The organism is Streptomyces sp. NBC_00510 (assembly GCA_036013505.1).
GTDB lineage: Bacteria > Actinomycetota > Actinomycetes > Streptomycetales > Streptomycetaceae > Actinacidiphila.
Window position 1 is genome coordinate 5,059,837 of sequence record CP107851.1, and the last position, 25,306, is coordinate 5,085,142.

Genomic DNA, 25,306 nt, shown 5'->3' on the forward strand with positions numbered 1-25,306 from the left:
CCGTCCGACCGGGCCGGGAACCTCATGGAGGTCCCGGCCTGTCGTGTTCCCGGGGCCTGGTGCCGGCCGCGGACCCGTGCGGCAGAATCGGCGGCGTGCGGTTCGGCATTCTGGGGGAGACGAGAGCGCTGCGGGACGACGGGGGCACCGCCGCCGTCGGAGGCCCGGGCCGGCGGGCGCTGCTGGCGATGCTGCTGCTGGAGGCGGGCCGGATCGTCAGCACCGAGCGACTGATCGACGGGCTGTACGGGGACGAGCCGCCGGCCGGGGTCGGCAACGCGCTGCAGTCCCAGGTCTCGCGGTTGCGCGCGACCGTCGCCGTGCCCATCGAGCGCCATCCGGGCGGCTACCGGCTGGTGGTCGCCCGTGACGAGGTGGACGTGCACCGCTTCGAGCGGCTCGCGGCCGAGGGGCGGGAGGCGCTGGCCGCGGGTGAGCCCGGGCGGGCCGCGGGCCTGCTGCGCGGTGCGCTGGACCTGTGGCGGGGCTCGGCCCTGGCGGACGTGGGCGACGCGCCCTTCGCGCGGGCGCAGGTGGCGCGGCTGGACGAACTGCGGATCGCGGCGGTGGAGGACCGCATCGCGGCCGAGCTGGCGCTGGACGCCCGGCACCACCGGGAACTCGTCGCCGAACTGCAGGAGCTGGTCACCCGGTACCCGCTGCGGGAACGGCTGCGCGCCCAGTTGATGCGGGCGCTGTACAGCTGCGGCCGCCAGTCCGAGGCGCTGCGGGTGTACGAGGACGCACGGCGTGAACTCGCCGAGTCCCTCGGCGCCGACCCGGGCCCGGAACTGGTGGAGGCGCATCTGGCGGTGCTGCGCGGCGAGCCGGTGCCCGCCCGTACCGCGCCGGCCGCGGTCGCCGGGGGCACCGGAGGCGTGCCGGATGCCCGGTCTTCGGGTGTTTCACGTGAAACATCGTCCGCCGGGAGTCCGTCCGCGCCGCTCCTCCGGCACGGGCTGCCCGCCCAGCTGACCAGCTTCATCGGTCGTGAGCAGGAGCTGGCACGGATCGGGGCGCGGCTCGGTGACGCCCGGCTGGTCACCCTGATCGGCCCGGGCGGAGCGGGCAAGACCCGTACCGCGGTGGAGGCGGCCGGGCGGCACGCAGGGGAGGTCTGTTTCGTGGACCTCTCCGGGCTGACCCACGGCTCCGAGGTGCCGCAGGCGATCGCGGGGGCCCTGGGCCTGCGCGAGGCGGGTCTGCTCCCCGGGGCCGCCGGGCGTGAGGCCGCGGGTCCGGAGGGCTCACCGCTCGCCCGCCTCACGGCCGCGCTGACCGACCGGGACGTGCTCCTCGTGCTGGACAACTGCGAGCACCTGATCGCCGACGTCGCCCGCATCACCGCGGAGCTGCTGGCCTCCTGCCCGCGGGTGCGGGTCCTGGCGACCACCCGGGAGGCGCTCGGCGTCAACGGCGAGACGCTCTGCCCGCTGGAACCGCTCCCCCTGCCGGCCCCCGGCGCGCCCGAGGAGGACGTGCTCGGCTCCCCCGCCGTCCGGTTGCTCCTCGAGCGGGCCGCCGCCGTGAGTCCGTCCGGCAGGCTGCCCGACGCCGAGGCCGCCGCCCGGATCTGCCGGGCCCTGGACGGCTTCCCGCTCGCCATCGAGCTGGCCGCCGCCCGGCTGCGGTCGTTGTCCGCCGCCGACGTCGCCGACCGGCTCGGTGACGTGCTCGCCGGGCCCGGCGACCGCTTCCGGTTGCTCTCCCGGGGCAGCCGCACCGCCCAGCCCCGTCAGCGGACCCTGCGCGGGGTCGTGGACTGGAGCTGGGAGCTGCTGCCCGAGGACGAGCGCACCGTGCTGCGCCGCGCCTCCGTCTTCGCCGGGGGCTGGACCCTCCCGGCGGCCGAGGCGATCTGCGCGGGGCCCGCGACCGGTTCGGCGGACGATGACGCCATCGACGCCGAGGACGTGCTCGACCTGCTCGCCTCCCTCGCCGACAAGTCGCTGGTGGTGGTGGACCGTCCGGACGGCGACGGCGACGGAAACGGTGTGCGCTACCGGCTGCTCCAGACCATCAGGGCGTACGCCGCCGAACGTCTCGCCGAGGCGGGCGAGTCGGAGACGCTGCGCGGGGCGCACGCCGCGTACTTCCTCGACCTGGCGCTGACCGCCGACCCGCGGCTGCGCCGGGCCGAGCAGCTGGAGTGGCTGCGCCGGCTCGCCGCCGACCACGACAACCTGCACGCCGCGCTGCGCGGTTCGGTGGCCGCGGGCGACACCGCCGTGGCGCTGCGGCTGCTCGCCGCCCTGTGCACGTACTGGATGCTGCGCGGCATGCGCTACGAGGGCGCCCGGCCCGCCCGTGAGTTGCTGGCGGTGACCGGGCCCTGCGCGCCGCCGGGGCTGGCGGAGGAGTACGCGCTGTGCGTGATCACCGCCGCCTCCGTCACCGCGGACCAGGCCGAACTCGCCGTCCACCTGGCGGCCGCCACGGACGTCGTCGCCGGGCTCGGCGGCATGGCCCGCCGCTACCCCGTGCTCAACCTGCTCTGGGCGCCCTTCGCCGGAGTGCCGGACGACTGACGTACGCCCGGTACGCGGACGGCGCGGCGAGCCTCGTCGAGCCCTGGCAGCGGGCCCTGGTCCACGTCGGCTCGGGGTTCCACGCGTGGATGGTCGGCGGTGACATCGCCGCGGCCGAGACGGAGTTCGACCGGGCCCTGGCCGGGTTCCGCGCCCTGGGCGACCGCTGGGGGGCCACCATGGCCCTCACGCAGCTGGCCTGGCTGTCCGGCGCCCGCGGTGACGTGGCGCGGGCCGTGGCGCTCATCGACGAGGCCCTCGGCCACGCCGCCGAGCTGGGCGCCACCGAGAGCGTCGCCGAACTGCTCGGCGAACGCGGCAGGTGCGGCCTGCGGGCGGGACGGTACGAGCAGGCCCGGGCCGACTTCACGCGCGGGCTGGAGCTCGCCCGCGGCTGCGGCGCCCGGGAGATGTTCGCCGTGGCCCACCTGGGCCTCGGCGAGTGCGCCCGGCTGACCGGCGACCTCACCGAGGCGCGGCGGCTGTCGGGGCTGGCCCTGTCCGAGTCCCTGGACGGCTGGTACACCGGCGAGAGCGCCCGTGCCGAGGCGCACATCGCCCTCGGCAGGATCGCCCAGGAGGAGGGCGACACCGCCCGCGCCCGCGGGCACTTCCGCGAGGCCGCGGGCGTGGAGCACGGGGCCCGCGACCTGCCGCTGGCGGCGAACCTCGCCGACGCCTTCGCCGGCCTCGCGCTCGCCGAGGGCGACCCCGCACGGGCCGCGGAACTGCTGGGCGTGGGAAGTGCGCTGCGCGGCACCGAGGTGCCGGCCGGTCCCGACGCCGCCCGCACCGGGGGCGCCGCACGGGCCGCCCTCGGCGACCCGGCCCACCACGAGGCGTACGCGCGCGGTGCGGGGCTCCCCGCCGACCGGGCGCTGCGGGCACTGACCGGGCTGACCGCGCGCTGACCGGGCCCGGGCAGCCGCCGGTCAGCGCGCGGTGCGCGGCCGGTCAGCGCCCGCGCGCACCGTGTCGGTCATGACGAATCCCGCACGCACACACGATGCCGCGGCCGTGACGCCCGCGGCCCCCGCCCGCCATCGCTGGGCCGCACTCGCCGTCTGCTGCCTGGCCGCCATGCTCCTCGGCATCGACAACAGCGTGCTCAACTACGCCATCCCGTCGCTGCTGAAGGACATGGGTCCGTCCGGCACCGAGATCCTCTGGATCTCCGACGTCTACGGCTTCGCCATGGGCGGCCTGCTGGTCGTCATGGGCAACCTCGGCGACCGGCTCGGCCGCAAGCGGATGATGCTGCTGGGCGCCGCCGCCTTCGGCGTGGCCTCGCTGCTCACCGCCTACGCACCGAACCCCGGGGCGCTGATCGCCGGCCGCGCGCTGCTCGGCGTCGCCGGGGCGGCGATGGTGCCCTCGACGCTCTCCGTCGTACGCCACGCCTTCACCGACCCCAAGGAGCGCACCACGGCGATCGGGATCAGCAGCGGCATCGCCGCCGCGAGCTTCGCGCTCGGACCCGTGGTCGGCGGCCTGCTGCTGGACCACTTCTGGTGGGGCTCGGTCTTCCTGATCAACGTCCCGCTCATGGCGGTCGTCCTCGTGGCCGGCGCCCTGGTGCTGCCGGAGTCCCGCAACCCGCGGCCGGGACGGCTGGACTGGATCGGCGTGCCGCTGTCGGTCGTCGGTGTCCTGGGCGCCATCTACGCCGTCAAGGAGGGCTTCCGGGACGGCGCGGACCACGCGCCGGTGTGGATCGCCGCGGCGATCGGGACGGCGGCCCTGGTGCTGTTCGCCCGCCGCCAGGTGCGGGTCGAGGAGCCCCTGATCGACCTGCGGCTGTTCCGCAACCCCGCCTTCAGCGGCGCCGTCGGCGCCAACCTGGTCATGATCTTCGCCTCGTCCACGCTGTCGCTCGCCTTCTCCCTGTACTTCCAGGTCGTCCGCGGCTGGTCGCCCTTCACCGCGGGGCTGGCGCTGCTCCCCGGCCCGCTGGCCGCGGCCTTCGCCGCTCCGCTGGCCACCGCGCTGATCCCGCGGCTGGGCCGGGCGCGGGTGGTGGCCCTCGGCCTGGTGCTGCTGGCCGCGAGCACCGCGGTGCTCGGCCGGCTCTCCACGCCCGGGACGCCGTACTGGGAGCTGCTGGCGCCGCTGGTCGCCAACGGCGCGGGCATCATCCTGATCGTCTCGGTCACCAACGACACGATCCTCGCGAGTGCCCCCAAGGAGCGGACGGGCGCGGCCGCCGCCGTCTCGGAGACCGCCATGGAGATGGGCGGTTCGCTGGGCATCGCGGTCCTCGGCTCGCTGCTCGGCGCGGTCTACCGTGACGCGCTCGCCCTGCCCGCGGGACTGCCCGCAGACGCCGCGGACGCCGCCCGCGAGTCGGTGGGCGGGGCCGCCGAGGCCGCCGCCCGGGTGCCGGGGGCGGACGGGGCCGCGCTGCTGGCGGCCGCGAAGGACGCCTTCTGCCACAGCGTCCAGGTCACCACCGTGGTGGGGGCGGCGCTGCTCGCCGTCGGCGCCGTCGTGGCGCTGTACGCCCTGCGCGGGGTGCCCGCGGAGATCGCCGACCCGGAGGCCGAGGAGGAGGTCCTGCCGCTGCCCGCGCCGTCCGGACGGTGACGGGTGCGTACGGCAGGAGGGCGGCGGACCCGTCACGGGTCCGCCGCCCTCCTGCCGGTCGTGTCACACCGTCGCTGGTGTCCGGGCCGTCACGTCACGGGTAGGTGTCCCCGCGGTCGCGGCGGTCGTCGGCGTCCGACTCCGCCTGCTTGGCCTGTACCTCCGGGTCGAGTGCGTCCACCGGCGAGCCGTCGACCTTGCCGAACGAGGCGTCGGCCTCGACGCCGCCGTTGAGGGAGGCGCGGTCGGCGACCTCGGTGGCGGGCGCGGGCTCCACCAGCCAGTCGGGGTTGGTCTGCTTGCTCCACCACTTCCACGCAGCGAAGCCGGCCCCGGCGACGAGGCCCGCCAGCAGCAGGCCCTTGGCGAACCGCCCGTTGCGGGCCCGGCGCTCGCGGCGGCGCTCCAGTTTGCGGATGTCGTCCGCCGTGACGTGGCTGCGCAGCACGGCGACCGCTGCGGCGCTGCGGGCCGCCGCCTCCTCCGCGGCCGGGGCCGCGACGCTGCGCACGGTGGTCACTGCCTGGCCCATCCGCGGCGCTGTGAACTCCGCCGCCAGACGGGCGGTGTCACGGGTGCGCCGGGCGGCGGTCCCCACCTTCTGCTGGACGCCCGGCGGCACCGCCGCCAGGGCCTGGTCGAGACGCGCCGCCAGGTGCGCGTCGTACTGCGTCCGGGCCGCCGCGCGGGCCTGACGCCCGGCCGCCGACACCCGCGGTGCCAGGTAGAGCCTGGCCTCGTCCGTGTAGTGCGCGGCGTTGAGCTTCGCTGTGTCGGCGTACGGCGCCACCACGTCCGCGGCGTGCCGCACGCTGACCCTCGTCCTCTCGGCTGCGTCGCGCACGCTGTCGATGCGGGTCACGAGAACCTCCTCCTCGGTGGCGTTCGGTTTTCGCCTTTCCACCCGGTTTGAAATCATGCCCGCCGCCGCGGGGTACGGCATGTGCGTACGGGCATCCGGGTCAAGGGGAGCCGTCACCGACGATGCCACCGGATGACCTGCGGCGCGACAGTTGCGTGCGGGAAGGCGTGGCGTGCGAGGATTTGCCCCTGTCAGTGAGGACTATGGAAGGCAAGATCGTGGCCGAGCAGCTCTACGCCACCCTGAAGACCAACCACGGGGACATCACCGTCCGGCTGCTGCCGAACCACGCGCCGAAGACGGTCAAGAACTTCGTGGAGCTCGCGGAGGGGACCCGTGAGTGGACGGACCCGCACACCGGCCGGACCTCCCACGAGCACCTCTACGACGGCACGGTCTTCCACCGGGTCATCTCCGGTTTCATGATCCAGGGCGGCGACCCGCTGGGCAACGGCACCGGCGGCCCCGGCTACCAGTTCCCCGACGAGTTCCACCCGGACCTCGGTTTCACCAAGCCCTACCTCCTGGCGATGGCGAACGCCGGCCCGGGCACCAACGGCTCGCAGTTCTTCATCACGGTCGCCCCGACGGCGTGGCTCACCCGCAAGCACACCATCTTCGGCGAGGTCACCGACCCCGCCAGCCAGAAGGTCGTGGACTCCATCGCGACCGCCCCCACCAACCCGCGCACCGAGCGTCCGCTGGAGGACGTGGTGATCCAGAGCGTCGTGATCGAGCGTCGCTAGGGTCCCGGGAACCCGAACGCCCCGCCCGTGCGTATGACGGGCGGGGCGATTCCGCTGCGAAGGGCTGACACATGACCGACCAGGCCGTCCGCTGCTACCGGCACCCGGACCGGGAGACGGGCATCCGCTGCTCCCGCTGCGAGCGGCCGATCTGTCCGGAGTGCATGATCAACGCGTCGGTGGGCTTCCACTGCCCGGAGTGCGTGCGGGAGGGCCGTCGTGCGGCCCAGGCCGCCGAACCCCGTACGGTGGCGGGCGGTTCGGTCGCCGGGGACCCCCGGCTGGTCACCAAGATCCTGATCGGGTTGAACCTGCTGGTCTTCCTGCTCGCCAGGGTCGAGGGCAAGCAGTTCGTCACCGAGCTGGGGCTCTTCGTCCCGTGCTACGCCCCCGGCACCGCGGTGTGCGGCGTGGCGGGCGGACCCGGCGAGTGGTACCGGCTGGTGAGCTCGATGTTCCTCCACCAGGAGATCGCGCACATCGCCTTCAACATGCTCTCGCTGTGGTGGATCGGCGGCCCGCTGGAGACGCTGCTCGGCCGGGCCCGCTACACCGCGCTCTACCTGGTCGCGGGGCTGGGGGGCAGCGCGCTGGTGGTGCTGCTGGCCCCGGAGACCCTGACCTTGGGTGCCTCCGGCGCGATCTACGGGCTCTTCGGCGCCACGGCCGTCTTCGTGAAGCGGCTGCGGATGGACATGCGGCCCGTCCTGATCCTGCTCGGGCTGAACCTGCTGTTCACCTTCACGTGGGGGAACATCAGCTGGGAGGCGCACATCGGCGGTCTCGTCACCGGGGCGATCATCGCCGTCGCGATGGCGTACGCGCCGCGCTCGCGCCGGGCGCTGGTCCAGTGGGGGACGTGTGTGGCGATGCTGCTCGCCGTGGCGGTCACGGTGTGGGCCGGGGTCGCGAATATCTCCGGCTAGGCCGTAACGCGCACCGCTGATCAGACGTTATCCACAGAGGGGCGGCGGCCTCCTGTGCATCCTGTGGGCAAGCCGTGCGTGCGCCCCTACACACCGTGTCTGACCTGCAAGATCAACGAAAGACCGGTGGTCCGTACATCGGACCACCGGTCACACCGGTGTCAACCGGCTGACGGTTATCCACAGATCATGCGACCTTTTCAACACTGTGGATGACGCCTGTGGATAACTGTGCGATCTGCTACTTCCACTGCGTGGACACGACGAACCCGCCCGCGATGAAGCCGAAGCCGACGGCGATGTTCCAGTTGCCCAGCTGCTCGATCGGGAAGCTGCCCTGCGTCACGTAGAAGACCACGATCCAGGCCAGGCCGACGAGGAACAGTGCCAGCATGAGCGGAGCCACCCAGCCGCGGCCGGACTTCAGCTTTATGGGGGTGGTCTTCTCCGGGGGCGGAGTGAAGTCGGCCTTCTTGCGGATCCGTGACTTCGGCACGAGGGACTCTCCTGTCGATGCGCTGCGTAACCGCGCGTGTGACGTCTTGTATGAGCGGCCCGACGGCAGGGGGGCCCACGCCTCCGGGCGTCCGTTAGCGTAGTGCTTCCGCGGGTTGGAAGGAGATAAGGCTACGGTGAGCAATCCGGTGGACGCCTCCCCGGGCCCCCGATCCGCCCGGTCTGTGGTGCTTCGCGTGCTCAGCGCCGGGGTCTTCGCGATGGCCGGTCTGCTGTTCTGGATGAGTTTCGACACCGCCAAGGGCCTGGACATCCGCACCGACGACCCGCTGCTGCGCCTGTCGGACCGTGTCCAGGAGAAGAGCCGGCAGAACGAGCAGCTGGAGAACGAGCTCGCCGGGGTGCGCGAGGACGTCGACGGACTCGCCCACACCGACAGCGGCGTCAGCGACGCCACCCGCAAGGAGCTGGCGCGGCTCGGCGCCGAGGCAGGCACCCTCAAGCTCACCGGTCCCGCCGTCTCCGTCACCCTGAACGACGCGCCGCCGGACGCGACGGCGCTCGTCCCGGGCGTGCCGAATCCGCAGCCGAACGACCTCGTCATCCACCAGCAGGACCTGCAGGCCGTGGTCAACGCCCTGTGGGCGGGCGGCGCCTCCGGCATCAAGGTGATGGACCAGCGGCTGATCTCCACCAGCGCGGTGCGCTGCGTCGGCAACACGCTCATCCTGCAGGGCCGCGTCTACTCCCCGCCGTACACCATCACGGCCGTCGGCGACCAGGAGAAGCTGCACAAGGCGCTCGACGCCAGCCCAGCGATCCAGAACTACCTGCAGTACGTCCAGGCCTACGGGCTCGGCTGGAAGGTCGAGGACGAACGACGGGTGACTCTTCCCGGCTACTCCGGCACAGTGGACCTGCAGTACGCCAAGCCTGTGGGGTGAGCATGCGCCTGGTGGTGCGGACGCTGAGCGAATTGTGCATCACCGTGGGCGCGCTGATCGTCCTCTTCGTCTGCTACGTGCTGTTCTGGACCGGCGTACGGGCGGACCGCGCGATGGACGGGGAGGTCGACCGGCTGCAGGACCGCTGGGCGACCGGGCCCGTCGCCGCGGCCGATCCGTCACCCGAAGGCGCGGGCGGTGCCACCCCCTCGGCGTCCCCTTCCCCGTCGGGGCCGGCCGCGGCGCCCTACCGGGACGGCACGGCCTTCGCGGTGATGTACGTCCCGCGGCTGGGCCGTTCCTGGCACAAGCCCGTGCTGGAGGGGACGGGCACCGGCACCCTGAAGAAGGGCCTCGGCCACTACGCGAACACCGCCCGGCTCGGCGCCGTGGGCAACTTCGCCGTCGCCGGCCACCGCCGCACCTACGGCGACCCGTTCAAGGACTTCCCCAGGCTGCGCGAGGGCGACGAGGTCGTCCTGACCGACGGGCGCACCTGGTACACCTACGAGATCGACCGCGCACCCTACCGCACCGTCCCCACCGACGTCGCTGTGATCGATCCCGTCCCGGTGAAGTCCGGGTACACCGTTCCCGGCCGCTATCTGACCCTGACCACGTGCGATCCCGAGTGGGGCCACAGCCACCGGCTCATCACCTGGGGGCACCTGGAATCCACACGCCCTGTGGAGGGCGGTATGCCGGAGGGTTTGTCGGGCTAATCTTGGGCGAGGCACGGGCACGGAGGGCAGGAAGGCGGCGCATGTACGGCTGGATCTGGCGGCATCTGCCGGGCAACGTGTGGCTGAAGGCACTCATCTCTCTGGTGCTGGTCCTCGCCGCCGTCTACGTGCTCTTCCAGTACGTCTTCCCGTGGGCGGAGCCGCTGCTGCCGTTCGGGGACGTGACCGTCGACGAGGGGATGGCAGCCGTCCGATGAGCGCGCGCATCCTCGTCGTCGACAACTACGACAGCTTCGTCTTCAACCTGGTCCAGTACCTGTACCAACTGGGCGCCGAGTGCGAAGTGCTCCGCAACGACCAGGTGGAGCTCGCCCACGCCCAGGACGGCTTCGACGGCGTCCTGCTCTCCCCCGGGCCCGGTACCCCCGAGGAGGCCGGCGTCTGCGTCGACATGGTGCGCCACTGCGCCGCCACCGACGTCCCGGTCTTCGGGGTCTGCCTCGGACTGCAGTCCATGGCGGTGGCGTACGGCGGTGTGGTGGACCGGGCGCCGGAGCTGCTGCACGGCAAGACCTCCCTGGTGACCCACGAGGGCCGCGGGGTCTTCGCGGGGCTGCCGACGCCGTTCACCGCGACCCGCTACCACTCGCTGGCGGTCGAACGGGACACGGTGCCGGAGGAGTTGGAGATCACCTCCTGGACGGAGAACGGCATCATCATGGGACTGCGGCACCGCAGCGCCCGGGTGGAGGGCGTCCAGTTCCATCCCGAGTCGGTGCTCACCGAATGGGGGCACCGGATGCTCGCCAACTGGCTGGTGGAATGCGGCGACAAGGGCGCCGTCGAGCGTTCCGCGGGCCTCGCGCCTGTGGTCGGAACCAGGGCGTGACTGCGTGACCGCGCATCGGCACTTCGGTGACACCGCCGAATTCGCCGCCGTGGTGGAGCAGTTGGCCGACCCGCTCAACGACCCGCTGCCCAGCACCGGGCGCCGCGCGGCCCGGCCCGCCCAGGAGTCCGGCACGGACTCCGGCACGGACTCCGGCGCAGAGCCCGCCGCGGCGCCATCTACGCCGCCCCCCACGACGCCGCCCGCGACCGCGCAGCCGATCACCCCCCAGGCCGTGGTGCCGGGCCAGCAGGCATACGAGCCGGGGCAGGGGCAGGGGCAAGGGCAGGAGCAGGGGTACTACGGGTCCACGAGGCCCGCCTACGAGCCGCAGCCGGCCGACCCGTGGCCGTCCCGGCCGTCGTCCGCGCCGGGCCCCGAGGAGCCGCCCGAGCCGCGCCCCCGGCACGGAGGGCCGGCCGAGCAGCCGTACGCCGAGGGGTTCAGGGCCGTCCGGCGTCCCCTCACCGACGAGGAGCGCGCCGCCGCGCGCCGCCGGGTCGCGGGCGCGCCCGGCGACACCATGGCGATGCCCGTGGTGACCGGTTCCGAGCCGGAGCGCGAACCGGAGCGCGAACCGGAGCGCGAGCCGGAGCAGGACCGGGAGGAGATCCCGCAGCCGCCCCCCGACGTCCCGGCGCCCGAGGGCGGTGGACGTGCGGCCCGCCGGAAAGCGGCCCAGGAGGCCGCACGGCGCGGCGGCAGGGGACGGAGGCGTTCCGGTGCCCCCGAGGCTTCCCAGGCCGCCACAGGGGCCGTCACGGCCCCCATGGCGTCGACGCCGGCCGCACCCAGGTCCCGCATGGAGGCCCGACGTGCCGCGCGCGCGGCCAAGGAGAGCCCCGCGGTGATCGCCAGCCGGGTGGCCGGCGAGGTGTTCATCACCCTGGGCGTGCTGATGCTGCTCTTCGTCACCTACCAGTTGTGGTGGACCAACGTCCTCGCCCACCAGCAGGCCGGCGGCGCCGCCAACAACCTGCAGAAGCAGTGGCAAGGCGAGAAGGACCCGGCCCGCGACCCCGGCGCCTTCTCGCCCGGGCAGGGCTTCGCGATCATGTACATCCCGAAGCTGGACGTGAAGGCACCCATCGCCGAGGGCGTCGACAAGCACAAGGTGCTCGACAAGGGCATGATCGGCCACTACTCGGGCGAGCTGGAGACGGCCATGCCCTGGGACAAGCAGGGCAACTTCGCCCTCGCCGCTCACCGCAACAGCCATGGCGAACCGTTCCGCTACGTCAACAAACTGGTGGCGGGGGACAAGGTCGTGGTCGAGACGGAGAGCACGTACTACACGTACGAGATCACGAGCACGCTGCCCTCGACCCCGCCCTCCAACATCTCGGTGATCAAGCCGGTCCCCGACGGATCCGGCTTCACCAGGCCCGGCCGCTACATCACACTGACCACGTGCACACCGGAGTTCACCAGCAAGTTCCGGTTGATCGTCTGGGGCAAGATGGTCGAGGAATGGCCGCGCAGCAAGGGCAAGCCGCCCGCCTTGGTCGGCTGAGCCAGGTACGGACGTACAAAGATCGGGGCAAGTGGTGACGACCACCCAGCACGACCGCGCCCGGGAAGCCGTGCCCGCCCGGCACCGGCTCTCGTGGTTCGCCGCCACCGTCAGCCTGATCGGTGAACTCCTCATCACCGCGGGCGTGATCCTCGGGCTCTTCGTCGTCTACTCCCTTTGGTGGACCAACGTCCTCGCCGACCGTGCCGCCAAGCACGAGGGCGACGCCATAAGGCGCCAGTGGGCCGACAGCGCCCCGGGCAAGCTCGACACCAAGGGCGGCATCGGCTTCCTCCACGTCCCCGCCATGGGCAGGAACTACGAGGTCCTGGTGAAGAAGGGCACCTCCACGAAGGTGCTCAACGAGGGTGTCGCCGGCTACTACACCGAGCCCGTCGAGTCCGCCATGCCCGGGGACAAGCAGGGCAACTTCACGCTCGCCGCGCACCGCGACGGCCACGGCGCCAAGTTCCACAACATCGACAAGATCAAGAACGGCGACCCGGTCGTCTTCGAGAACCGCGACACCTGGTACGTCTACAAGGTCTACAAGGTGCTCCCCGAGACCTCGAAGTACAACGTCGAGGTCATCGACCAGATCCCGAAGGAGAGCGGCAAGAAGAAGGCCGGCCGCTACCTCACGCTCACCACCTGCACCCCGGTCTACACCTCGCGCGACCGCTACATCGTGTGGGCCGAACTCGTCCGTACCCAGAAGGTGGACGCGAAGCGGACGCCTCCGGCGGAGCTGGGCTGACGCGCAGGAGCCGCCCGCACGGGCGGGGACGCAAACGGAAGGGGCCGCGGACGTGATGTCCGCGGCCCCTTCCGTTTCCGGTGCGTTCGGCGTCAGCCGCCGTTGCCTCCGTTGATGAAGCCTCCGCCGTTGTTGCCGCCGTTCGGGTCCTGGGCGGCGATCTGCAACTGATCCCCGGGCTTCACCGGCGTACCGGCCGCCGGGATCTGGAACTGCACGATGGCCTGGTCGTTCTGGGCCGCCTGGTTCGCCGGCTGGTAGTTCATGCCGAGTTCGGCGGCCGCCGCCTTGGCCTGCGCGACCGTCTGGCCCTTCAGATCGGGCATCAGGGACGTGGACGGGGGCTTGGCGACGAACAGGGTCACCGAGTCACCGGCCTTGAGCTTGCTGCCGCCGCGCGGGTTCTGGTCGACGACCTTGCCCTGCTGCTGGTCCGCCGACTCGCGGTCCTGCGTGGTGACCTTGAGGCCCTGGTCCTCCAGGGTCTTCTTGGCCTGCTCCACGTCCTGACCGGTCACGTCGAGGACCACGACCTCCTCGGGCGCCACGGCCACGGTGAGCGTGATCGTCGAGTTCTTGTCGCGCTTCGCACCGCCCTCGGGGTTCTGCTTGAGGACCGTGCCCTCCTCCTCGTTGGAGGTCTTGGACTGCTTGTCGACCTCGAAGCCCGCTTCCTTCAGCTTCGCCTCGGCGTCCTCGAAGGAGTCACCGGTGACGTCCGGGACCTCGACCTTCTCGGTGCCCTTCGAGAGCTGCAGGGTGACGCTCTGGTCCTTGGGGATCTTGCTGTCGACCTCGGCCGACTGCTTGCAGACGTGGTCCTTGGGCTGGTCGGCGCAGAAGATCGCCTGACCGAAGGTGATGGTGATCCCGCCGTTCGAGGCCCGGTCCTGGGCCTCGGACTTGGTGTCGCCGACGAACTGCGGGACGGACACCGTGCCGTTGCCGCTGCCGTTCCCGGAGAACAGCGCCTTGCCCATGAAGATCGCGCCGATCAGGACCAGGACGGCCGCGACGACCAGCAGGATCGTGGACGTGTTGCTCTTCTTCGGCTTGCGCCGGCCGTTGCCGCCCTGGGGCTGGTCGTAGCCGTAGCCGCCGTCGTCCTCGCGCATGGGCGGCAGCATCGAGGTGCCGGCGTCCTGCTGGGGCGGGAGGGCCGTGGTGGGGGCGTCGTTGCCGTAGCCCCCGTAGCCGCCGCCGTTGTAGCCGACGGCGCCCAGGGCGACCGTGGCGGCGACGGGCTGGCCGTCGAGGCAGGCCTCGATGTCGGCGCGCATCTCGTCGGCGGACTGGTACCGGTAGTCGGGGTCCTTGGTCAGCGCCTTGAGCACGATGGCGTCCATCGAGGGCGTGACCTCGGGGTCGTAGACGCTCGGCGGCTGCGGCTCCTCGCGCACGTGCTGGTACGCCACCGCGACCGGGGAGTCGCCGACGAAGGGCGGCCGCACGGTGAGCAGCTCGTAGAGCAGGCAGCCGGCGGAGTACAGGTCGGAGCGCGCGTCGACGGTCTCGCCCTTGGCCTGCTCCGGGGAGAGGTACTGGGCGGTGCCGATCACGGCCGCGGTCTGCGTCATGGTCATGCCGGAGTCGCCCATGGCGCGGGCGATGCCGAAGTCCATGACCTTGACCTGGCCGTTCCGGGTCAGCATCACGTTCGCGGGCTTGATGTCGCGGTGCACGATGCCGGACCGGTGGCTGTACTCCAGGGCCTGGAGGATGCCGATGGTCATCTCCAGCGAACGCTCCGGCAGGAGCTTCCGCCCGGAGTGGAGCAGCTCACGCAAGGTGGAGCCGTCCACGTACTCCATGACGATGTACGGGATGGAGACCCCGTCGACGTAGTCCTCGCCGGTGTCGTAGACCGCGACGATCGACGGGTGGTTCAGCGAGGCGGCCGACTGGGCCTCACGGCGGAACCGGGCCTGGAAGGACGGATCGCGGGCGAGGTCCACCCGGAGCGTCTTCACGGCGACGGTGCGGCCGAGCCGGGTGTCATGGGCGATGTACACCTCGGCCATGCCACCACGGCCGAGCACCGAGCCCAGCTCGTACCGGCCGCCGAGGCGACGCGGCTCTTCCATAGCGCTTGCCCTTCCTAAACCGTCCGTGTGGCTGCTCGGGCATACCGTACCCGTCGCCGCGTGCCGATCCCGGTCCTCGCCGGTAGCCGATATACGACCGGTATCGCGACGTGCGACATAGCGCACATCCATGGATACGGTGTGACCGGCATCACTTGTTCAGCACGGCCTCCATGACGCTCTTGGCGATCGGCGCGGCAAAGCCGCCACCGGAGATGTCGCCGCGGTTCGCGCTGGCGTCCTCGACCACGACGGCGACGGCCACCGGGGAGCCGCTGTCCGTCTTCGCGTATGAGATGAACCATGCGTAAGGCTTCTCACTGTTGTCGACGCCGTGCTGGGCGGTACCGGTCTTGCCACCGACCGTGACGCCCGGGATCTGGGCGTTGGTGCCGGTGCCCGACTGCACGACGGTCTCCATCATCTGCTGGAGCTTCTGCGCGTTCTCCGCGCTGAGCGGCTGCGAGAGCTCCTCGGGGCTGATGCTGTCCACGAGCTTGTTGTTCGAGCCGCGGAGCTCGCTCACCATGTACGGCTTCATCAGCTTGCCGTCGTTGGCGATCGCCGCGGCCACCATCGCCATCTGCAGCGGGGTGGCGGCGGTCTCGAACTGGCCGATGGACGACAGTGCCGTCTGCGGCCTGTCCATCTTGGTGGAGAAGTTGCTGGCCGCCACGCGGACCGGGACGAACTGCTCCTCGTTGAAGCCGAACTTCTCGGCCTCCTCGACCATCTTGTCGCGGCCGAGGGTCGCTCCGAGCTTGCCGAAGACGGAGTTGCACGAGACCCGCAGCGCCTCCCTCAGGGAGACGTTCTTGCAGGCGATGCCGCCCTCGTTCTTCAGTTCCTGGTTGTTGGTGTCCGGGAGGATGTACGGCACCTCGGAGTCGGTCGGCTCGTCGATGTCGTCGTACAGCCCGTCCTGCAGCGCGGCGGCCGCCGTGACGACCTTGAACGTGGAGCCCGGCGGGTAGGTCTGCCGCAGCGCCCGGTTCAGCATCGGGTCGTCGGGGTTGTTCTTCTTCTGCAGGGCGTTCCAGGCCTCGCTGTCCTTCTCGGAGTTGCCGGCGAAGGAGGAGGGGTCGTACGAAGGGGTGCTCGCCAGGGCCAGGATGGCTCCGGTCTCCGGGTTGATGGCCGCGACCGCGCCCTTCTTGTTGCCCAGGCCCTCGAAGGCCGCCTTCTGGGCGGCGCTGTTGAGGGTCGTGACGACGTCGCCGCCCTGCTTCTGCCTGCCGGACAGCACGTCGACGGTGCGGGTGAAGAAGAGCCGGTCGTCGTCACCGGTGAGGATCTTGTCCTCGACGCCCTGGAGCAGGGTCGTTCCGAAGGCCTGCGAGGCGTAGCCGGTGACCGGCGCCCACATCTTCCCGTTCTTGAAGGTGGCCTTGTACTTGAAGTCGCTGCCCGTGGTCTCGGTGTGGCCGGTGATCGCCTTGCCGTCGACGAGTATGTCGCCGCGCGGCGTCGCGTACTGGTTGATCGTGACCCGTCGGTTGTTCGCGTCGTTCTTGAGCTCGTCGGCCTGCACGAACTGGATGTAGTTCACCCTGACGAGCAGGGCGAGCACGAGCAGTCCGCAGAAGATGGCGACTCGGCGCAGGGGCTTGTTCACTGGGTCCGCACCACCTGGGTCGGTTCGGCATCGGGGGACGAGGCGGGGGTCGGCGCCGGGCGGCGCGCGGTGTCGCTGATTCTCAGCAGGATGGCGACCAGGGCCCAGTTGGCGATCACCGAGGAACCGCCCTGTGCCAGGAACGGCATGGTCATGCCGGTCAGCGGGATGAGCCCGGTGACACCGCCGGCCACGACGAACACCTGGAGCGCGAAGGCCCCGGACAGGCCGATCGCCAGCAGCTTGCCGAAGGGGTCACGGGCGGCCAGCGCGGTGCGGGCGCCGCGCTCCACCAGGAGTGCGTAGAGCAGCAGGATGCCCATCAGGCCCGCCAGGCCCAGTTCCTCCCCGACGGTGGCCAGGATGTAGTCGCTCTTGGCCGCGAAGCCGATGAGCCGGGAGTAACCCTGGCCGAGACCGGAGCCGAAGAGGCCACCGGAGCCGAAGGCCCACATGGCCTGCGCGGGCTGGCTGGCGCCCTGGCCGGCCTCGATGGTGCGGAACGGGTTGAGCCAGTCCTCCACACGGCTGTGGACGTGCGACTCGAAGCTGCCGACGACCACCGCGCCGCCCACGGAGAGCAGCAGGCCGAACACGATCCAGCTGGTGCGCTCGGTGGCGACGTAGAGCATGATCACGAAGAGGCCGAAGAAGAGCAGCGAGGTGCCCAGGTCGGTCTCGAAGACCAGGATGAGGATGCTGAGGGCCCAAATCACCAGGATCGGGCCGAGGTCACGGCCGCGGGGCAGGTACATCCCCATGAAGCGGCGGCTGGCGAGCGCGAGCGCGTCCCGCTTGACCATCAGGTAGCCCGCGAAGAACACCGCGATGATGATCTTCACGAATTCACCGGGCTGGATGGACATGCCCGCGATGGTGATCCAGATCCGCGCGCCGTAGACCGGCGGGAAGAACACCGGGAGGATCAGCAGGACCAGCGCCACGACCATCGAGATGTAGGTGTAGCGCTGCAGGATGCGGTGGTCCTTGAGGAAGACCAGGACGCCGAGGAAGAGCGCGACGCCCAGCGTCGACCACATCAGCTGCGTCGGCGCCGAGGCGCCGCCGGGGAGCCTGGGCTCCTGGTCCAGCCGCCAGATGAACACCAGGCCCATGCCGTTCAGCAGGGTGGCGATCGGCAGCATCAGGGGGTCCGCGTAGGGGGCGAACTTGCGGACGACCAGGTGCGCGACGACGGCGATGGCGCCGAGGCCGAGGCCGTACGCGAGCATGCCGGCGGGCAGGGTGCCCTTCTTCGCCAGCCCGACGTTCGCGTAGGCGAAGACCGGGATCAGGACCGCGAAGACCAGGAGCGCGAGCTCCGTGTTGCGGCGGCTCGGTGCGCCGACGGACGTGATGGTCGTGGTGTTCGTGACAACGCTCATGCTGGACTGACGCCCCTCCTGCTCACTAGCTGCCGCTGGGGCACTGTTGGGCCAGCGACTGGTCCTCGTCGGAGAGGGTGGGGCTGGTCGACGGGCTGGTGGAGGGGGTCGTGCCGGGCTTGGGAGAGCCGGACGCGTCGGGGGACGGACTGCCGGTGGTCTTGCCGGTGGCGGTGTCCGCGCCCTTCTGCTCGTCCTTCTTGGCCTTCTCCGCCGCGGCCGCCTTGGACTTGTCGATGGCTTCCTTGGTCTGGCAGACCTTCGCCTGGTGCTCGAGCTCGTCCGCGGTCCGGCGCGCGTCGCCGAGTCCGCTGGCGGCGATCGTGGCCGTGACGTACTTGCGCTGGTTCTGCGGTAGGTACTTGAGTTCGATACCGGGGCGGTCCTCGTGGACCTTCGACAGGTTGACCCAGGCCAGCTTCTGCTCGATGCCCTGGTAGATCGCCGCGTGGTCGCCCTTGACGCCGACGTAGTACTGCGTCTGGGTCCAGCGGTACGCGCCGTACAGGCCGCCGCCGATGACACCGAGGACGACCAGCAGGAGCAGCGAGCGCTTGAGCCACCGGCCGCGCCTGCGGGGCTTGCTCAGCTCCTCGTCCTCGAACGCACCGAAGCCGCCCACGGGGGCGCTGACCTGCGGGTTCCCGCTCCCGGGCGGACCGAAGGCACCGTCGGGGGCCGGCGGACGGCCGAGCTCGGAGGCGCGGCCGGCGGGGGTCTGCAGATGCCGCGGGTCGGACAGCGGCGAGTGGTGCCGGCTGTCGGCGACGGCGCCCACGACGACGGGGGTGTCGTGCAGCTGCGCGGCCAGGGTGTCGCCGTCGTCGATGTCCAGGACGTCGGCGACGATGCAGGTGATGTTGTCGGGGCCGCCGCCGCGCAGGGCGAGCTGGATCAGCTCCTGCACGGTCTCGGCGGGCGCCTGGTACCCGGCGAGGGTGTCCTCGAGGGTCTGGTGGCTGACGACGCCGGACAGGCCGTCGGAGCAGATCAGGTAGCGGTCGCCGGCCCGGACCTCGCGGACCGACAGGTCGGGCTCGACCTGGCCGCGGCCGTCCAGGGCGCGCATCAGCAGCGAACGCTGCGGGTGCGTGCCGGCCTCCTCCTCGGTGATCCGGCCCTCGTCGACGAGCCGCTGCACCCAGGTGTGGTCCTGGGTGATCTGGGTGAGCACACCGTCGCGCAGCAGGTACGCACGGGAGTCGCCGACGTGCACCAGGCCGAGCCGCTGGCCGGTCCAGAGCAGGGCGGTGAGCGTGGTGCCCATGCCCTCCAGTTGGGCGTCCTCCTCGACCATGACGCGCAGCTGGTCGTTGGCCCGCTGCACGGCGGTGGCGAGGGAGGTGAGGATGTCCGAGCCGGGGATGTCGTCGTCGAGGGGGACGAGGGTGGAGATCACCTCGGAGGAGGCGACCTCACCGGCGGCCTGGCCGCCCATGCCGTCGGCGATGGCGAGCAGCCGCGGGCCGGCGTAGCCGGAGTCCTCGTTGCCCTCCCGGATCATTCCCTTGTGAGAGCCGGCGGCGAAGCGCAGCGACAGAGTCATGCGCACCTCGCCCGTCGGCTCCGGGTACATCCGCACGCTGCCCACCCTCTCGCTCGCGCTCGCTGGCTGTGCTCGCCCATTGTGCGACTACTTCCGCAGCTCGATGACGGTCTTGCCGATGCGGATCGGGGCACCGAGCGGGATCGGGGTCGGCGTGGTGAGCCGGTTCCGGTCCATGAAGGTGCCGTTGGTGGATCCCAGGTCCTCGACGATCCAGTTGCCGTCGCGGTCCGGGTAGATCCTGGCATGGCGGCTGGACGCGTAGTCGTCGTCGAGCACGATCGTGGAATCGTGAGCCCGGCCCAGGGTGATCGTCTGCCCCTGGAGCGCGACCGTGGTGCCCGCGAGCGAGCCCTCGGAGACCACCAGCTTGGTGGGGGCGCCGCGCCGGGCCCGGTTGTTGTTGTTCTGCTGCTGGCGGCCCTGCGCGGGCTGCGCCTGCTGGCGCTGCTGCGGCGGGCGCGACTGGGCCTCGCGGCGCCCGGCCGCGCGCTGGGTCACCCGCGTGCCGAACAGGTCGCTGCGGATGACCTGCACGGCCACGATGACGAACAGCCACAGTACGGCGAGGAAACCCAACCGCATGACCGTCAGGGTCAGCTCTGACATTGCCCCCGCTTCACCCTTCGGCTTGCCGGTACACGATGGTGGTACTGCCCACGACGATCCGTGAACCGTCGCGGAGCGTAGCGCGCTGGGTGTGCTGTCCGTCCACCACGATGCCGTTCGTCGACCCGAGGTCCACGACCGTCGAGGGCGATCCCGCCCTGATCTCGCAGTGGCGGCGGGACACACCGGGGTCGTCGACCCGGACGTCGGCCTCGGTGCTGCGGCCGAGCACGAGGGTCGGACGGGAGATCTGGTGGCGCGTGCCGTTGATCTCGATCCAGCGGCGTACGTTCATGCCGGCGCCACCGGGGGCCGTTGGGCCGCTCCCGGGGAGCCTGGTGACCGGCGCGGCGCCGGGCGGCGGACCGGCCGGCATCGGCGGCGGGCCCGCGGGGCGCTGCGGGGCCTGCGGGGGGTAGCCGTAGCCACCGCGGCCGGCGGGGGGCTGTTGTTGCTGCTGCTGGTACTGCTGCTGTTGCGACTCGCTGGAGGCGAGGGTGCGGCTGCGCACCCGGTACAGGCCGGTGTCGAGGTCGTCGGCCTTCTCCAGGTTCACCTTGATGTTGCCCATGAAGGTGTAGCGCTGCTGCTTGGCGTAGTCGCGCACCATGCCGGCGAGCTCCTCGCCGAGCTGGACGGCGTACGGGCTCAGCCGCTCGTAGTCGGAGGTGCTGAGCTCGACGATGAAGTCGTTGGGGACCACGGTGCGGTCCCGGTTCCAGATCGTCGCGTTGTTGTCGCACTCGCGCTGCAGGGCACCCGCGATCTCCACGGGCTGGACCTCGGACTTGAACACCTTGGCGAAGGTGCCGTTCACGAAGCCCTCGAGACGCTGCTCGAACTTCTTGAGTACTCCCACGGTGCACCTCCCTCCTCGAGGTCCTGCGGTTGCGCACGGCGGTCCGCCGTGGTCTTCCGGTCCGATCCTTCCGGTACTGCTTACTGATCGTATCCACGCACTGGGAAAACCGCTGGTTCCCCGGTCGGTCCCACGGGACCGGTGTCAACAGTGCCATGGTCCGCGGCCGCTCCCCCACAGGGATGGTAGAGGCGGCTCATGCCAGTGTCCCGCAACAGAGGACGGTTCCCCTCGCTCGGGGGTGCCCGGAAACGGATGTGATTCCACCCTGAGCAGCGTGCTAATGTTCTGGGTGTCGGAAGGGGCTGACGCACCGGACGGGGAAGACCCCAAGGTGTGAAGGGATCCGGAAGACAACACCCATGCGCGGGTGGCGGAATAGGCAGACGCGCTGGATTCAGGTTCCAGTGCCCGAAAGGGCGTGGGGGTTCAACTCCCCCCTCGCGCACACAGTGGAGACGGGTCTCCGACCGTGACGAAAGTCGCAGTCGGGGGCCCGTTTCTCGTGCTCCGCGTCCCGCGCCCGGAAGTGACGCAGGCCACGCGACGGCCACGGCTTCCGGCGTTGCGGTCTAGTGCGGCCCGTTCGTGGAGAGTTCACCTTCCGCCTCTGCCCTCCCTGGCGTCTCACTGTGGACACAGGAGGGGAATCGGGGTGGGGAAGACGCGAACGCGGCGCGTCGCCACGGCGGTTGCCGTGGCGGCCGCCGGGGTGGCCGGGGCGGTGCTGATGCCCGTTGACGCCGTGGCGAAGCCCTTGGCGGCGCCCGCGGACTTCAACGGGGACGGCTACCGGGACCTGGTCGTCCCGGGCTGGCCGCGGCGAGCGCCCTGCCGGTGCCCCGGGTCGCCGAGGGCCGGTTCGGGATGGACGTGGCCGCGTTGCGTGACAGCCGCGGCGCGCGGGTGCTGGTCGGCGGTTACGACGGCTCGGTGGAGTTCGGCGACACCTTCGAGCGGGACGGCTCGGTCGGCGTGAAGTCGCTCAACGACGTCATGCCCTCGGTCGCGGGCGTCGAGCCGGCCGACCTGCGGCGCGACGGGCCGCCGACCTGATCGTGACGTCGATCCGGATCGGCGGCCGGACCGGCGGGTGCCGAACCGCTCCTCGGGTTCGGACGCGCTCGGCACCGACGGGGTCGTTGTAACCGTCGCCGTTGACGTCCCCGACGGCTGTGGTCGTGCCGTCCCCGGCCAGCGGACCTCGGCCCACCTCCGGGTTGACGTAGACCAGGCCGCCGGTCCGGCCTGGGTCCTGCCCGGCACGTCCACCCGGCCCACCGGGAAGGGCAGTGTCGAGCTGACCGCCGCGAAGCTCGGGGTGGCTGGGGAATACCCGCAGGTCGGCGGCTTCCAGCCGTCCTGACCGCCGCACGCCGGCGGGAGGATCACCAGCCGGCGTGATGTGCGTCGCGCTCGCCGACGGGGGGCTCGCCGCCGGCCTCGGCGAAGGCCTGGAGGGCCTGGACGAGGTGGCGGCGTTGTCCTGCGGGCATCGCGTCGACGATGCGGGCGATCTCGGCCCGGCGGCGCTCCGTGACGTCGTTCACGGTGCGCCGCCCGGTCGCGGTCAGCGAGATGACGGTCGTGCGCCGGTCGGTGGGGGAGGCGTCGCGCGTGACCATGTCGATCGCCACCAGGCGGTCCAGCATGCGCAGCGCCGTGGAGGGCTGGACGCCCAGTTCCGCGGCGAGCTGCGAGAGGTTCAGCGCCCCGTGCGTCTCGAGGACGACCAGCATGCGCAGTTGCGGCAGGGTCAGGGCCTCCTCCACCGCGGCGAGCGAGCGGGCGGAGACCGCGACGAGGAGCCGGGACGCGGTCAGCAGGGCGCCGACCATCTCCTCGGCGGTGCTCCCGGGGTCGTCGGCGCCGGTGGGGGAGTCGGACGGAGCGCGGGAGCCGGTGGCCATGGGTCCTTTCTACCGCTCCCACGCCCGTCGTACGGGCGTGTACGGCACTCAGGTGAACGGGTGCGGCGCCGGGAACCCGCGGCGCGGGAGAACCGTTGACCGATTGGGCAAAGGAATCGTCAAGGGGCGCGGCCCGCGCCGGAATGAGCAGGGAGATCCCATGGGTGTCAGCCTTTCCAAGGGCGGCAATGTCTCGCTGACGAAGGAGGCTCCGGGACTGACCGCGGTCACCGTCGGTCTGGGCTGGGACGTCCGTACGACCACCGGCACCGACTTCGACCTCGACGCGAGCGCGCTCCTGGTCAACGCCGAGAGCAAGGTGGTCTCGGACAAGCACTTCGTGTTCTTCAACAACCTGAAGAGCCCGGAGGGCTCGGTGGAGCACACCGGCGACAACCTCACCGGCGAGGGTGAGGGTGACGACGAGCAGGTGAAGGTGAACCTGGCCACCGTGCCGGCCGAGGTCGAGAAGATCGTCTTCCCGGTGTCGATCTACGACGCCGAGAGCCGCCAGCAGTCGTTCGGCCAGGTCCGCAACGCCTTCATCCGTGTGGTGAACCAGGCCGACAACAACGAGCTCGCCCGCTACGACCTCTCCGAGGACGCCTCGACCGAGACGGCGATGGTCTTCGGCGAGCTGTACCGCAACGGCGCCGAGTGGAAGTTCCGCGCCGTCGGCCAGGGCTACGCCTCGGGCCTGCGCGGCATCGCGCAGGACTTCGGCGTCAACCTGTGAGCCTGGGGTAGCCGTACGCCCGGGCGGCCGGGCACGTACGACGACGGAGGGGCGGCCGGGACGGGGGTCAGGCGACGCGCGCCGCGAGCTCCTTGGCCTTGGCGCTGGCCTGCTCGTGGGCCTTGGTGCGGGAGGCGTCGGAGGCCTCGATCAGGTCGGACATGGCCGGGACGACGCGGGCCAGGGTCAGCTCGGGGACGATGAACTCGACGTCGGTGATGCCGAGGCAGCCCTGCAGGACCTTCTCCAGGTAGTTGGTCACGAACTCGAAGTCCTCACGCGGGGTGCCGGGGCCGTAGCCGCCGCCGCGGCTGGCCACCACGACGACCGGGGTGTCCGCGGCGGAGGGCTGCTCGCCCGCGGTGCGGCCCAGGATGATCACCTGGTCGAGCCAGGCCTTGAGGGTGCTGGGGATCGAGAAGTTGTACATCGGCGCGCTGATCAGGAGGGCGTCGGCCCGTTCGAGTTCGTCGGCCAGCTCGCTGCGCAGCGGGTGCTCGGCACCGCCCACGTAGTGGGTCGCGTCGAGGTGCGGCACGGGCTCGGCGTTCAGGTCGCGGTAGATGACGACGCCGCCCGGGTGCTGGGCCTCCCATTCCTTGCGGAAGGAGTTCGCCACGTCACGGGACGCGGAGGTCTCGGAGGGCCAGATGGACGAGTCAAGGTGCAGCAGCGTGGGCATGGAGGTGCCTCCACTTCCGTAAAGTTCGGAGTGAAAAATTCGTGCGTTGCTATTGCTACCACAGGACCTTACTTTTCTGCAGCACGTAACGGCAAGCCGGGTACCCTTGTGGCCATGGGACAGGGGACTGAGCCGGCCGCGCACGACGCGGAGCCGTGCGCCAAGGTCGACGTCGGGCTGACCCGCGTCTTCGGGATCCTCGGCAAGCGCTGGAGCGGCCTGATCGTGGCCGTCCTCACGCAGCGGCCGGCGTACTTCGTCGAGCTGCGCCGGGCCATCCCCAAGATCAGCGAACGGATGCTCTCCGACCGGCTCACGGAGCTGGCCGAGGCGGGCATCGTCGTCCGCGAGGTGGACCCCGGCCCGCCGCTGAGGGTGAGCTACCGCCTCACCGAAGCCGGCGAGGCGCTCGGTCCGGCCCTGGGGGAGCTGGGGTCGTGGGCGGAGAAGTACCTCCCCGACGGCGCCGCCGCCTGCACGGAGGGCGCGGAGGCCTGCGGCTCAGGGGCGGGGGCGACCGGCTGACGCCGGGTCAGCCCTGCTGCTCCGCGGCGTCGTTGTAGCGGGTCAGGTAGGCGGCGAAGCGCTCCAGGTCGGTGTCGTCCCAGTCCGCGAGCCTCCCGCACACGATGCGCCGTGCGGCGCGGGTCGCCTCGGCGAGCACGGCCGCGCCCGCCGCGGTCGGCAGCAGCACCTGGACGCGGTGGTCGGCGGGGTCGGGGCGCCGCTCGACGAGACCCAGCCGCTCCAGGGTGGCGACCTGGCGGCTGACCGTCGACTTGTCGAGCAGGAACGCCTGCGCGAGGTCCGTGGCCCGGCAGTTCCGGTGCTCGCTCATGTGGGCCAGCAGCGTGTACGCCACCAGGGACAGCTGCGGGTGCATACGGGCCACCGCGGTGCGTGCGCGGCGGGCGAACGCGGTCATCTCGCGATGGATCGTCTCGACGGACGCGCCTTTGCCGGCCTGCATGCTTGTAGGTTACATCTGACCGG

At 71.5% G+C, this 25,306-nt stretch carries 26 protein-coding genes and 1 tRNA gene; 16 read left to right on the forward strand and 11 right to left on the reverse strand.

Translation table 11 applies throughout. The features are described 5' to 3' along the window. Nucleotides 1-95 precede the first annotated feature (95 nt). The 3 genes from OG937_22785 to OG937_22795 all read left to right on the forward strand — a co-directional run bounded on the left by OG937_22785 (nt 96) and on the right by OG937_22795 (nt 5,111). Nucleotides 96-2,528, forward strand: coding sequence for an AAA family ATPase (locus OG937_22785; GenBank protein ID WUD74318.1), 2,433 nt, complete (start codon nt 96-98; stop codon nt 2,526-2,528). An 89-nt stretch (nt 2,529-2,617) separates the two neighbouring features. Beyond that, complete coding sequence (locus OG937_22790) at nt 2,618-3,439, forward strand: hypothetical protein (GenBank protein WUD74319.1); 822 nt, start codon at nt 2,618-2,620, stop codon at nt 3,437-3,439. Nucleotides 3,440-3,509: 70 nt separating this feature from the next. Beyond that, nucleotides 3,510-5,111, forward strand: coding sequence for an MFS transporter (locus OG937_22795; protein WUD74320.1), 1,602 nt, complete (start codon nt 3,510-3,512; stop codon nt 5,109-5,111). A 94-nt stretch (nt 5,112-5,205) separates the two neighbouring features. Here the strand turns inward: OG937_22795 and OG937_22800 are convergent, their stop codons facing one another. After that, a complete protein-coding gene (locus OG937_22800) occupies nt 5,206-5,973 on the reverse strand; it encodes a DUF5324 family protein (GenBank protein WUD74321.1) in 768 nt (255 codons plus the stop codon). 218 nt (nt 5,974-6,191) lie between these two features. Between OG937_22800 and OG937_22805 the strand changes: the two genes are divergently transcribed. After that, nucleotides 6,192-6,719: a peptidylprolyl isomerase gene (locus OG937_22805; protein ID WUD78844.1), complete on the forward strand. Its 528-nt coding sequence runs from the start codon at nt 6,192-6,194 to the stop codon at nt 6,717-6,719. Between the two features lie 71 nt (nt 6,720-6,790). Next, entirely contained in the window at nt 6,791-7,645 is an 855-nt protein-coding gene (locus tag OG937_22810; protein WUD74322.1) for a rhomboid family intramembrane serine protease, read from the forward strand. Nucleotides 7,646-7,886: 241 nt separating this feature from the next. On the opposite strand, the gene crgA is transcribed toward OG937_22810, so the two are convergent. After that, complete coding sequence (gene crgA / locus OG937_22815; protein ID WUD74323.1) at nt 7,887-8,141, reverse strand: cell division protein CrgA; 255 nt, start codon at nt 8,139-8,141, stop codon at nt 7,887-7,889. 220 nt (nt 8,142-8,361) lie between these two features. Here crgA and OG937_22820 point away from each other — a divergent pair, with 220 nt between their 5' ends. The 6 genes from OG937_22820 (at nt 8,362) to OG937_22845 (ending at nt 12,887) form a co-directional block, all read left to right on the forward strand. After that, nucleotides 8,362-9,045 carry a DUF881 domain-containing protein gene (locus OG937_22820; GenBank protein ID WUD78845.1) on the forward strand — a complete coding sequence of 228 codons (684 nt, stop codon included), beginning with the start codon at nt 8,362-8,364 and terminating at the stop codon, nt 9,043-9,045. A 2-nt stretch (nt 9,046-9,047) separates the two neighbouring features. After that, nucleotides 9,048-9,767: a class E sortase gene (locus OG937_22825; protein WUD78846.1), complete on the forward strand. Its 720-nt coding sequence runs from the start codon at nt 9,048-9,050 to the stop codon at nt 9,765-9,767. Nucleotides 9,768-9,808: 41 nt separating this feature from the next. Next, entirely contained in the window at nt 9,809-9,985 is a 177-nt protein-coding gene (locus tag OG937_22830; GenBank protein ID WUD74324.1) for a hypothetical protein, read from the forward strand. Further along, nucleotides 9,982-10,617, forward strand: coding sequence for an aminodeoxychorismate/anthranilate synthase component II (locus tag OG937_22835; protein WUD74325.1), 636 nt, complete (start codon nt 9,982-9,984; stop codon nt 10,615-10,617). The genes OG937_22830 and OG937_22835 overlap by 4 nt, the downstream gene beginning before the upstream one ends. Nucleotides 10,618-10,621: 4 nt before the next feature. After that, nucleotides 10,622-12,130 (forward strand): class E sortase, encoded by a 1,509-nt coding sequence (locus OG937_22840; protein ID WUD74326.1) that lies wholly within the window; start codon nt 10,622-10,624, stop codon nt 12,128-12,130. Between the two features lie 70 nt (nt 12,131-12,200). Then, nucleotides 12,201-12,887 (forward strand): class E sortase, encoded by a 687-nt coding sequence (locus OG937_22845; GenBank protein WUD78847.1) that lies wholly within the window; start codon nt 12,201-12,203, stop codon nt 12,885-12,887. Between the two features lie 92 nt (nt 12,888-12,979). Here OG937_22845 and pknB read toward each other — a convergent pair whose 3' ends face one another. The 6 genes from pknB to OG937_22875 all read right to left on the reverse strand — a co-directional run bounded on the left by pknB (nt 12,980) and on the right by OG937_22875 (nt 20,985). After that, nucleotides 12,980-14,971 carry a Stk1 family PASTA domain-containing Ser/Thr kinase gene (gene pknB, locus OG937_22850; GenBank protein ID WUD74327.1) on the reverse strand — a complete coding sequence of 664 codons (1,992 nt, stop codon included), beginning with the start codon at nt 14,969-14,971 and terminating at the stop codon, nt 12,980-12,982. Between the two features lie 151 nt (nt 14,972-15,122). After that, a complete protein-coding gene (locus tag OG937_22855) occupies nt 15,123-16,586 on the reverse strand; it encodes a penicillin-binding transpeptidase domain-containing protein (GenBank protein ID WUD74328.1) in 1,464 nt (487 codons plus the stop codon). Then, nucleotides 16,583-17,971, reverse strand: a complete 1,389-nt coding sequence (locus tag OG937_22860; protein ID WUD74329.1) for an FtsW/RodA/SpoVE family cell cycle protein — start codon at nt 17,969-17,971, stop codon at nt 16,583-16,585. Before OG937_22860 ends, OG937_22855 begins: the two co-directional genes overlap by 4 nt. A gap of 25 nt (nt 17,972-17,996) precedes the next feature. Beyond that, nucleotides 17,997-19,547, reverse strand: coding sequence for a protein phosphatase 2C domain-containing protein (locus OG937_22865; GenBank protein ID WUD78848.1), 1,551 nt, complete (start codon nt 19,545-19,547; stop codon nt 17,997-17,999). 57 nt (nt 19,548-19,604) lie between these two features. Then, a complete protein-coding gene (locus tag OG937_22870; GenBank protein ID WUD74330.1) occupies nt 19,605-20,126 on the reverse strand; it encodes an FHA domain-containing protein in 522 nt (173 codons plus the stop codon). Nucleotides 20,127-20,136: 10 nt separating this feature from the next. Further along, nucleotides 20,137-20,985 (reverse strand): DUF3662 and FHA domain-containing protein, encoded by an 849-nt coding sequence (locus OG937_22875; GenBank protein ID WUD74331.1) that lies wholly within the window; start codon nt 20,983-20,985, stop codon nt 20,137-20,139. A 364-nt stretch (nt 20,986-21,349) separates the two neighbouring features. On the opposite strand from OG937_22875, the gene OG937_22880 reads away from it, so the two are divergent. From OG937_22880 to OG937_22890, 3 genes are all read left to right on the forward strand, one after another. Then, nucleotides 21,350-21,433 (forward strand) — tRNA-Leu (locus OG937_22880). A 389-nt stretch (nt 21,434-21,822) separates the two neighbouring features. After that, nucleotides 21,823-22,041, forward strand: a complete 219-nt coding sequence (locus OG937_22885) for a hypothetical protein (GenBank protein ID WUD74332.1) — start codon at nt 21,823-21,825, stop codon at nt 22,039-22,041. A gap of 37 nt (nt 22,042-22,078) precedes the next feature. After that, complete coding sequence (locus OG937_22890; protein ID WUD74333.1) at nt 22,079-22,351, forward strand: hypothetical protein; 273 nt, start codon at nt 22,079-22,081, stop codon at nt 22,349-22,351. A 22-nt stretch (nt 22,352-22,373) separates the two neighbouring features. Here the strand turns inward: OG937_22890 and OG937_22895 are convergent, their stop codons facing one another. Further along, complete coding sequence (locus tag OG937_22895; protein WUD74334.1) at nt 22,374-22,895, reverse strand: MarR family transcriptional regulator; 522 nt, start codon at nt 22,893-22,895, stop codon at nt 22,374-22,376. A 160-nt stretch (nt 22,896-23,055) separates the two neighbouring features. Here OG937_22895 and OG937_22900 point away from each other — a divergent pair, with 160 nt between their 5' ends. Then, nucleotides 23,056-23,631, forward strand: coding sequence for a TerD family protein (locus OG937_22900; GenBank protein ID WUD74335.1), 576 nt, complete (start codon nt 23,056-23,058; stop codon nt 23,629-23,631). 67 nt (nt 23,632-23,698) lie between these two features. On the opposite strand, the gene OG937_22905 is transcribed toward OG937_22900, so the two are convergent. Beyond that, nucleotides 23,699-24,313, reverse strand: a complete 615-nt coding sequence (locus OG937_22905; protein ID WUD74336.1) for an NAD(P)H-dependent oxidoreductase — start codon at nt 24,311-24,313, stop codon at nt 23,699-23,701. A 114-nt stretch (nt 24,314-24,427) separates the two neighbouring features. Here OG937_22905 and OG937_22910 point away from each other — a divergent pair, with 114 nt between their 5' ends. Further along, nucleotides 24,428-24,838: a helix-turn-helix transcriptional regulator gene (locus OG937_22910; protein WUD74337.1), complete on the forward strand. Its 411-nt coding sequence runs from the start codon at nt 24,428-24,430 to the stop codon at nt 24,836-24,838. Nucleotides 24,839-24,845: 7 nt separating this feature from the next. Here OG937_22910 and OG937_22915 read toward each other — a convergent pair whose 3' ends face one another. Continuing rightward, nucleotides 24,846-25,283 carry a MarR family transcriptional regulator gene (locus OG937_22915; protein WUD74338.1) on the reverse strand — a complete coding sequence of 146 codons (438 nt, stop codon included), beginning with the start codon at nt 25,281-25,283 and terminating at the stop codon, nt 24,846-24,848. Between the last annotated feature and the right edge of the window lie 23 nt (nt 25,284-25,306).

Coding starts and splice junctions, on each gene's coding strand:
- OG937_22905 (WUD74336.1), bottom strand. CDS start 24,313: ATGCCCACGCTGCTGCACCTTGACTCGTCCATCTGGCCCTCCGAGACC.
- pknB (WUD74327.1), bottom strand. CDS start 14,971: ATGGAAGAGCCGCGTCGCCTCGGCGGCCGGTACGAGCTGGGCTCGGTG.
- OG937_22915 (WUD74338.1), bottom strand. CDS start 25,283: ATGCAGGCCGGCAAAGGCGCGTCCGTCGAGACGATCCATCGCGAGATG.
- OG937_22790 (WUD74319.1), top strand. CDS start 2,618: ATGGTCGGCGGTGACATCGCCGCGGCCGAGACGGAGTTCGACCGGGCC.
- OG937_22835 (WUD74325.1), top strand. CDS start 9,982: ATGAGCGCGCGCATCCTCGTCGTCGACAACTACGACAGCTTCGTCTTC.
- OG937_22910 (WUD74337.1), top strand. CDS start 24,428: ATGGGACAGGGGACTGAGCCGGCCGCGCACGACGCGGAGCCGTGCGCC.
- OG937_22830 (WUD74324.1), top strand. CDS start 9,809: ATGTACGGCTGGATCTGGCGGCATCTGCCGGGCAACGTGTGGCTGAAG.
- OG937_22895 (WUD74334.1), bottom strand. CDS start 22,895: ATGGCCACCGGCTCCCGCGCTCCGTCCGACTCCCCCACCGGCGCCGAC.
- OG937_22900 (WUD74335.1), top strand. CDS start 23,056: ATGGGTGTCAGCCTTTCCAAGGGCGGCAATGTCTCGCTGACGAAGGAG.
- OG937_22810 (WUD74322.1), top strand. CDS start 6,791: ATGACCGACCAGGCCGTCCGCTGCTACCGGCACCCGGACCGGGAGACG.
- OG937_22825 (WUD78846.1), top strand. CDS start 9,048: ATGCGCCTGGTGGTGCGGACGCTGAGCGAATTGTGCATCACCGTGGGC.
- OG937_22795 (WUD74320.1), top strand. CDS start 3,510: ATGACGAATCCCGCACGCACACACGATGCCGCGGCCGTGACGCCCGCG.
- OG937_22865 (WUD78848.1), bottom strand. CDS start 19,547: ATGTACCCGGAGCCGACGGGCGAGGTGCGCATGACTCTGTCGCTGCGC.
- OG937_22860 (WUD74329.1), bottom strand. CDS start 17,971: ATGAGCGTTGTCACGAACACCACGACCATCACGTCCGTCGGCGCACCG.
- OG937_22820 (WUD78845.1), top strand. CDS start 8,362: ATGGCCGGTCTGCTGTTCTGGATGAGTTTCGACACCGCCAAGGGCCTG.
- OG937_22870 (WUD74330.1), bottom strand. CDS start 20,126: ATGTCAGAGCTGACCCTGACGGTCATGCGGTTGGGTTTCCTCGCCGTA.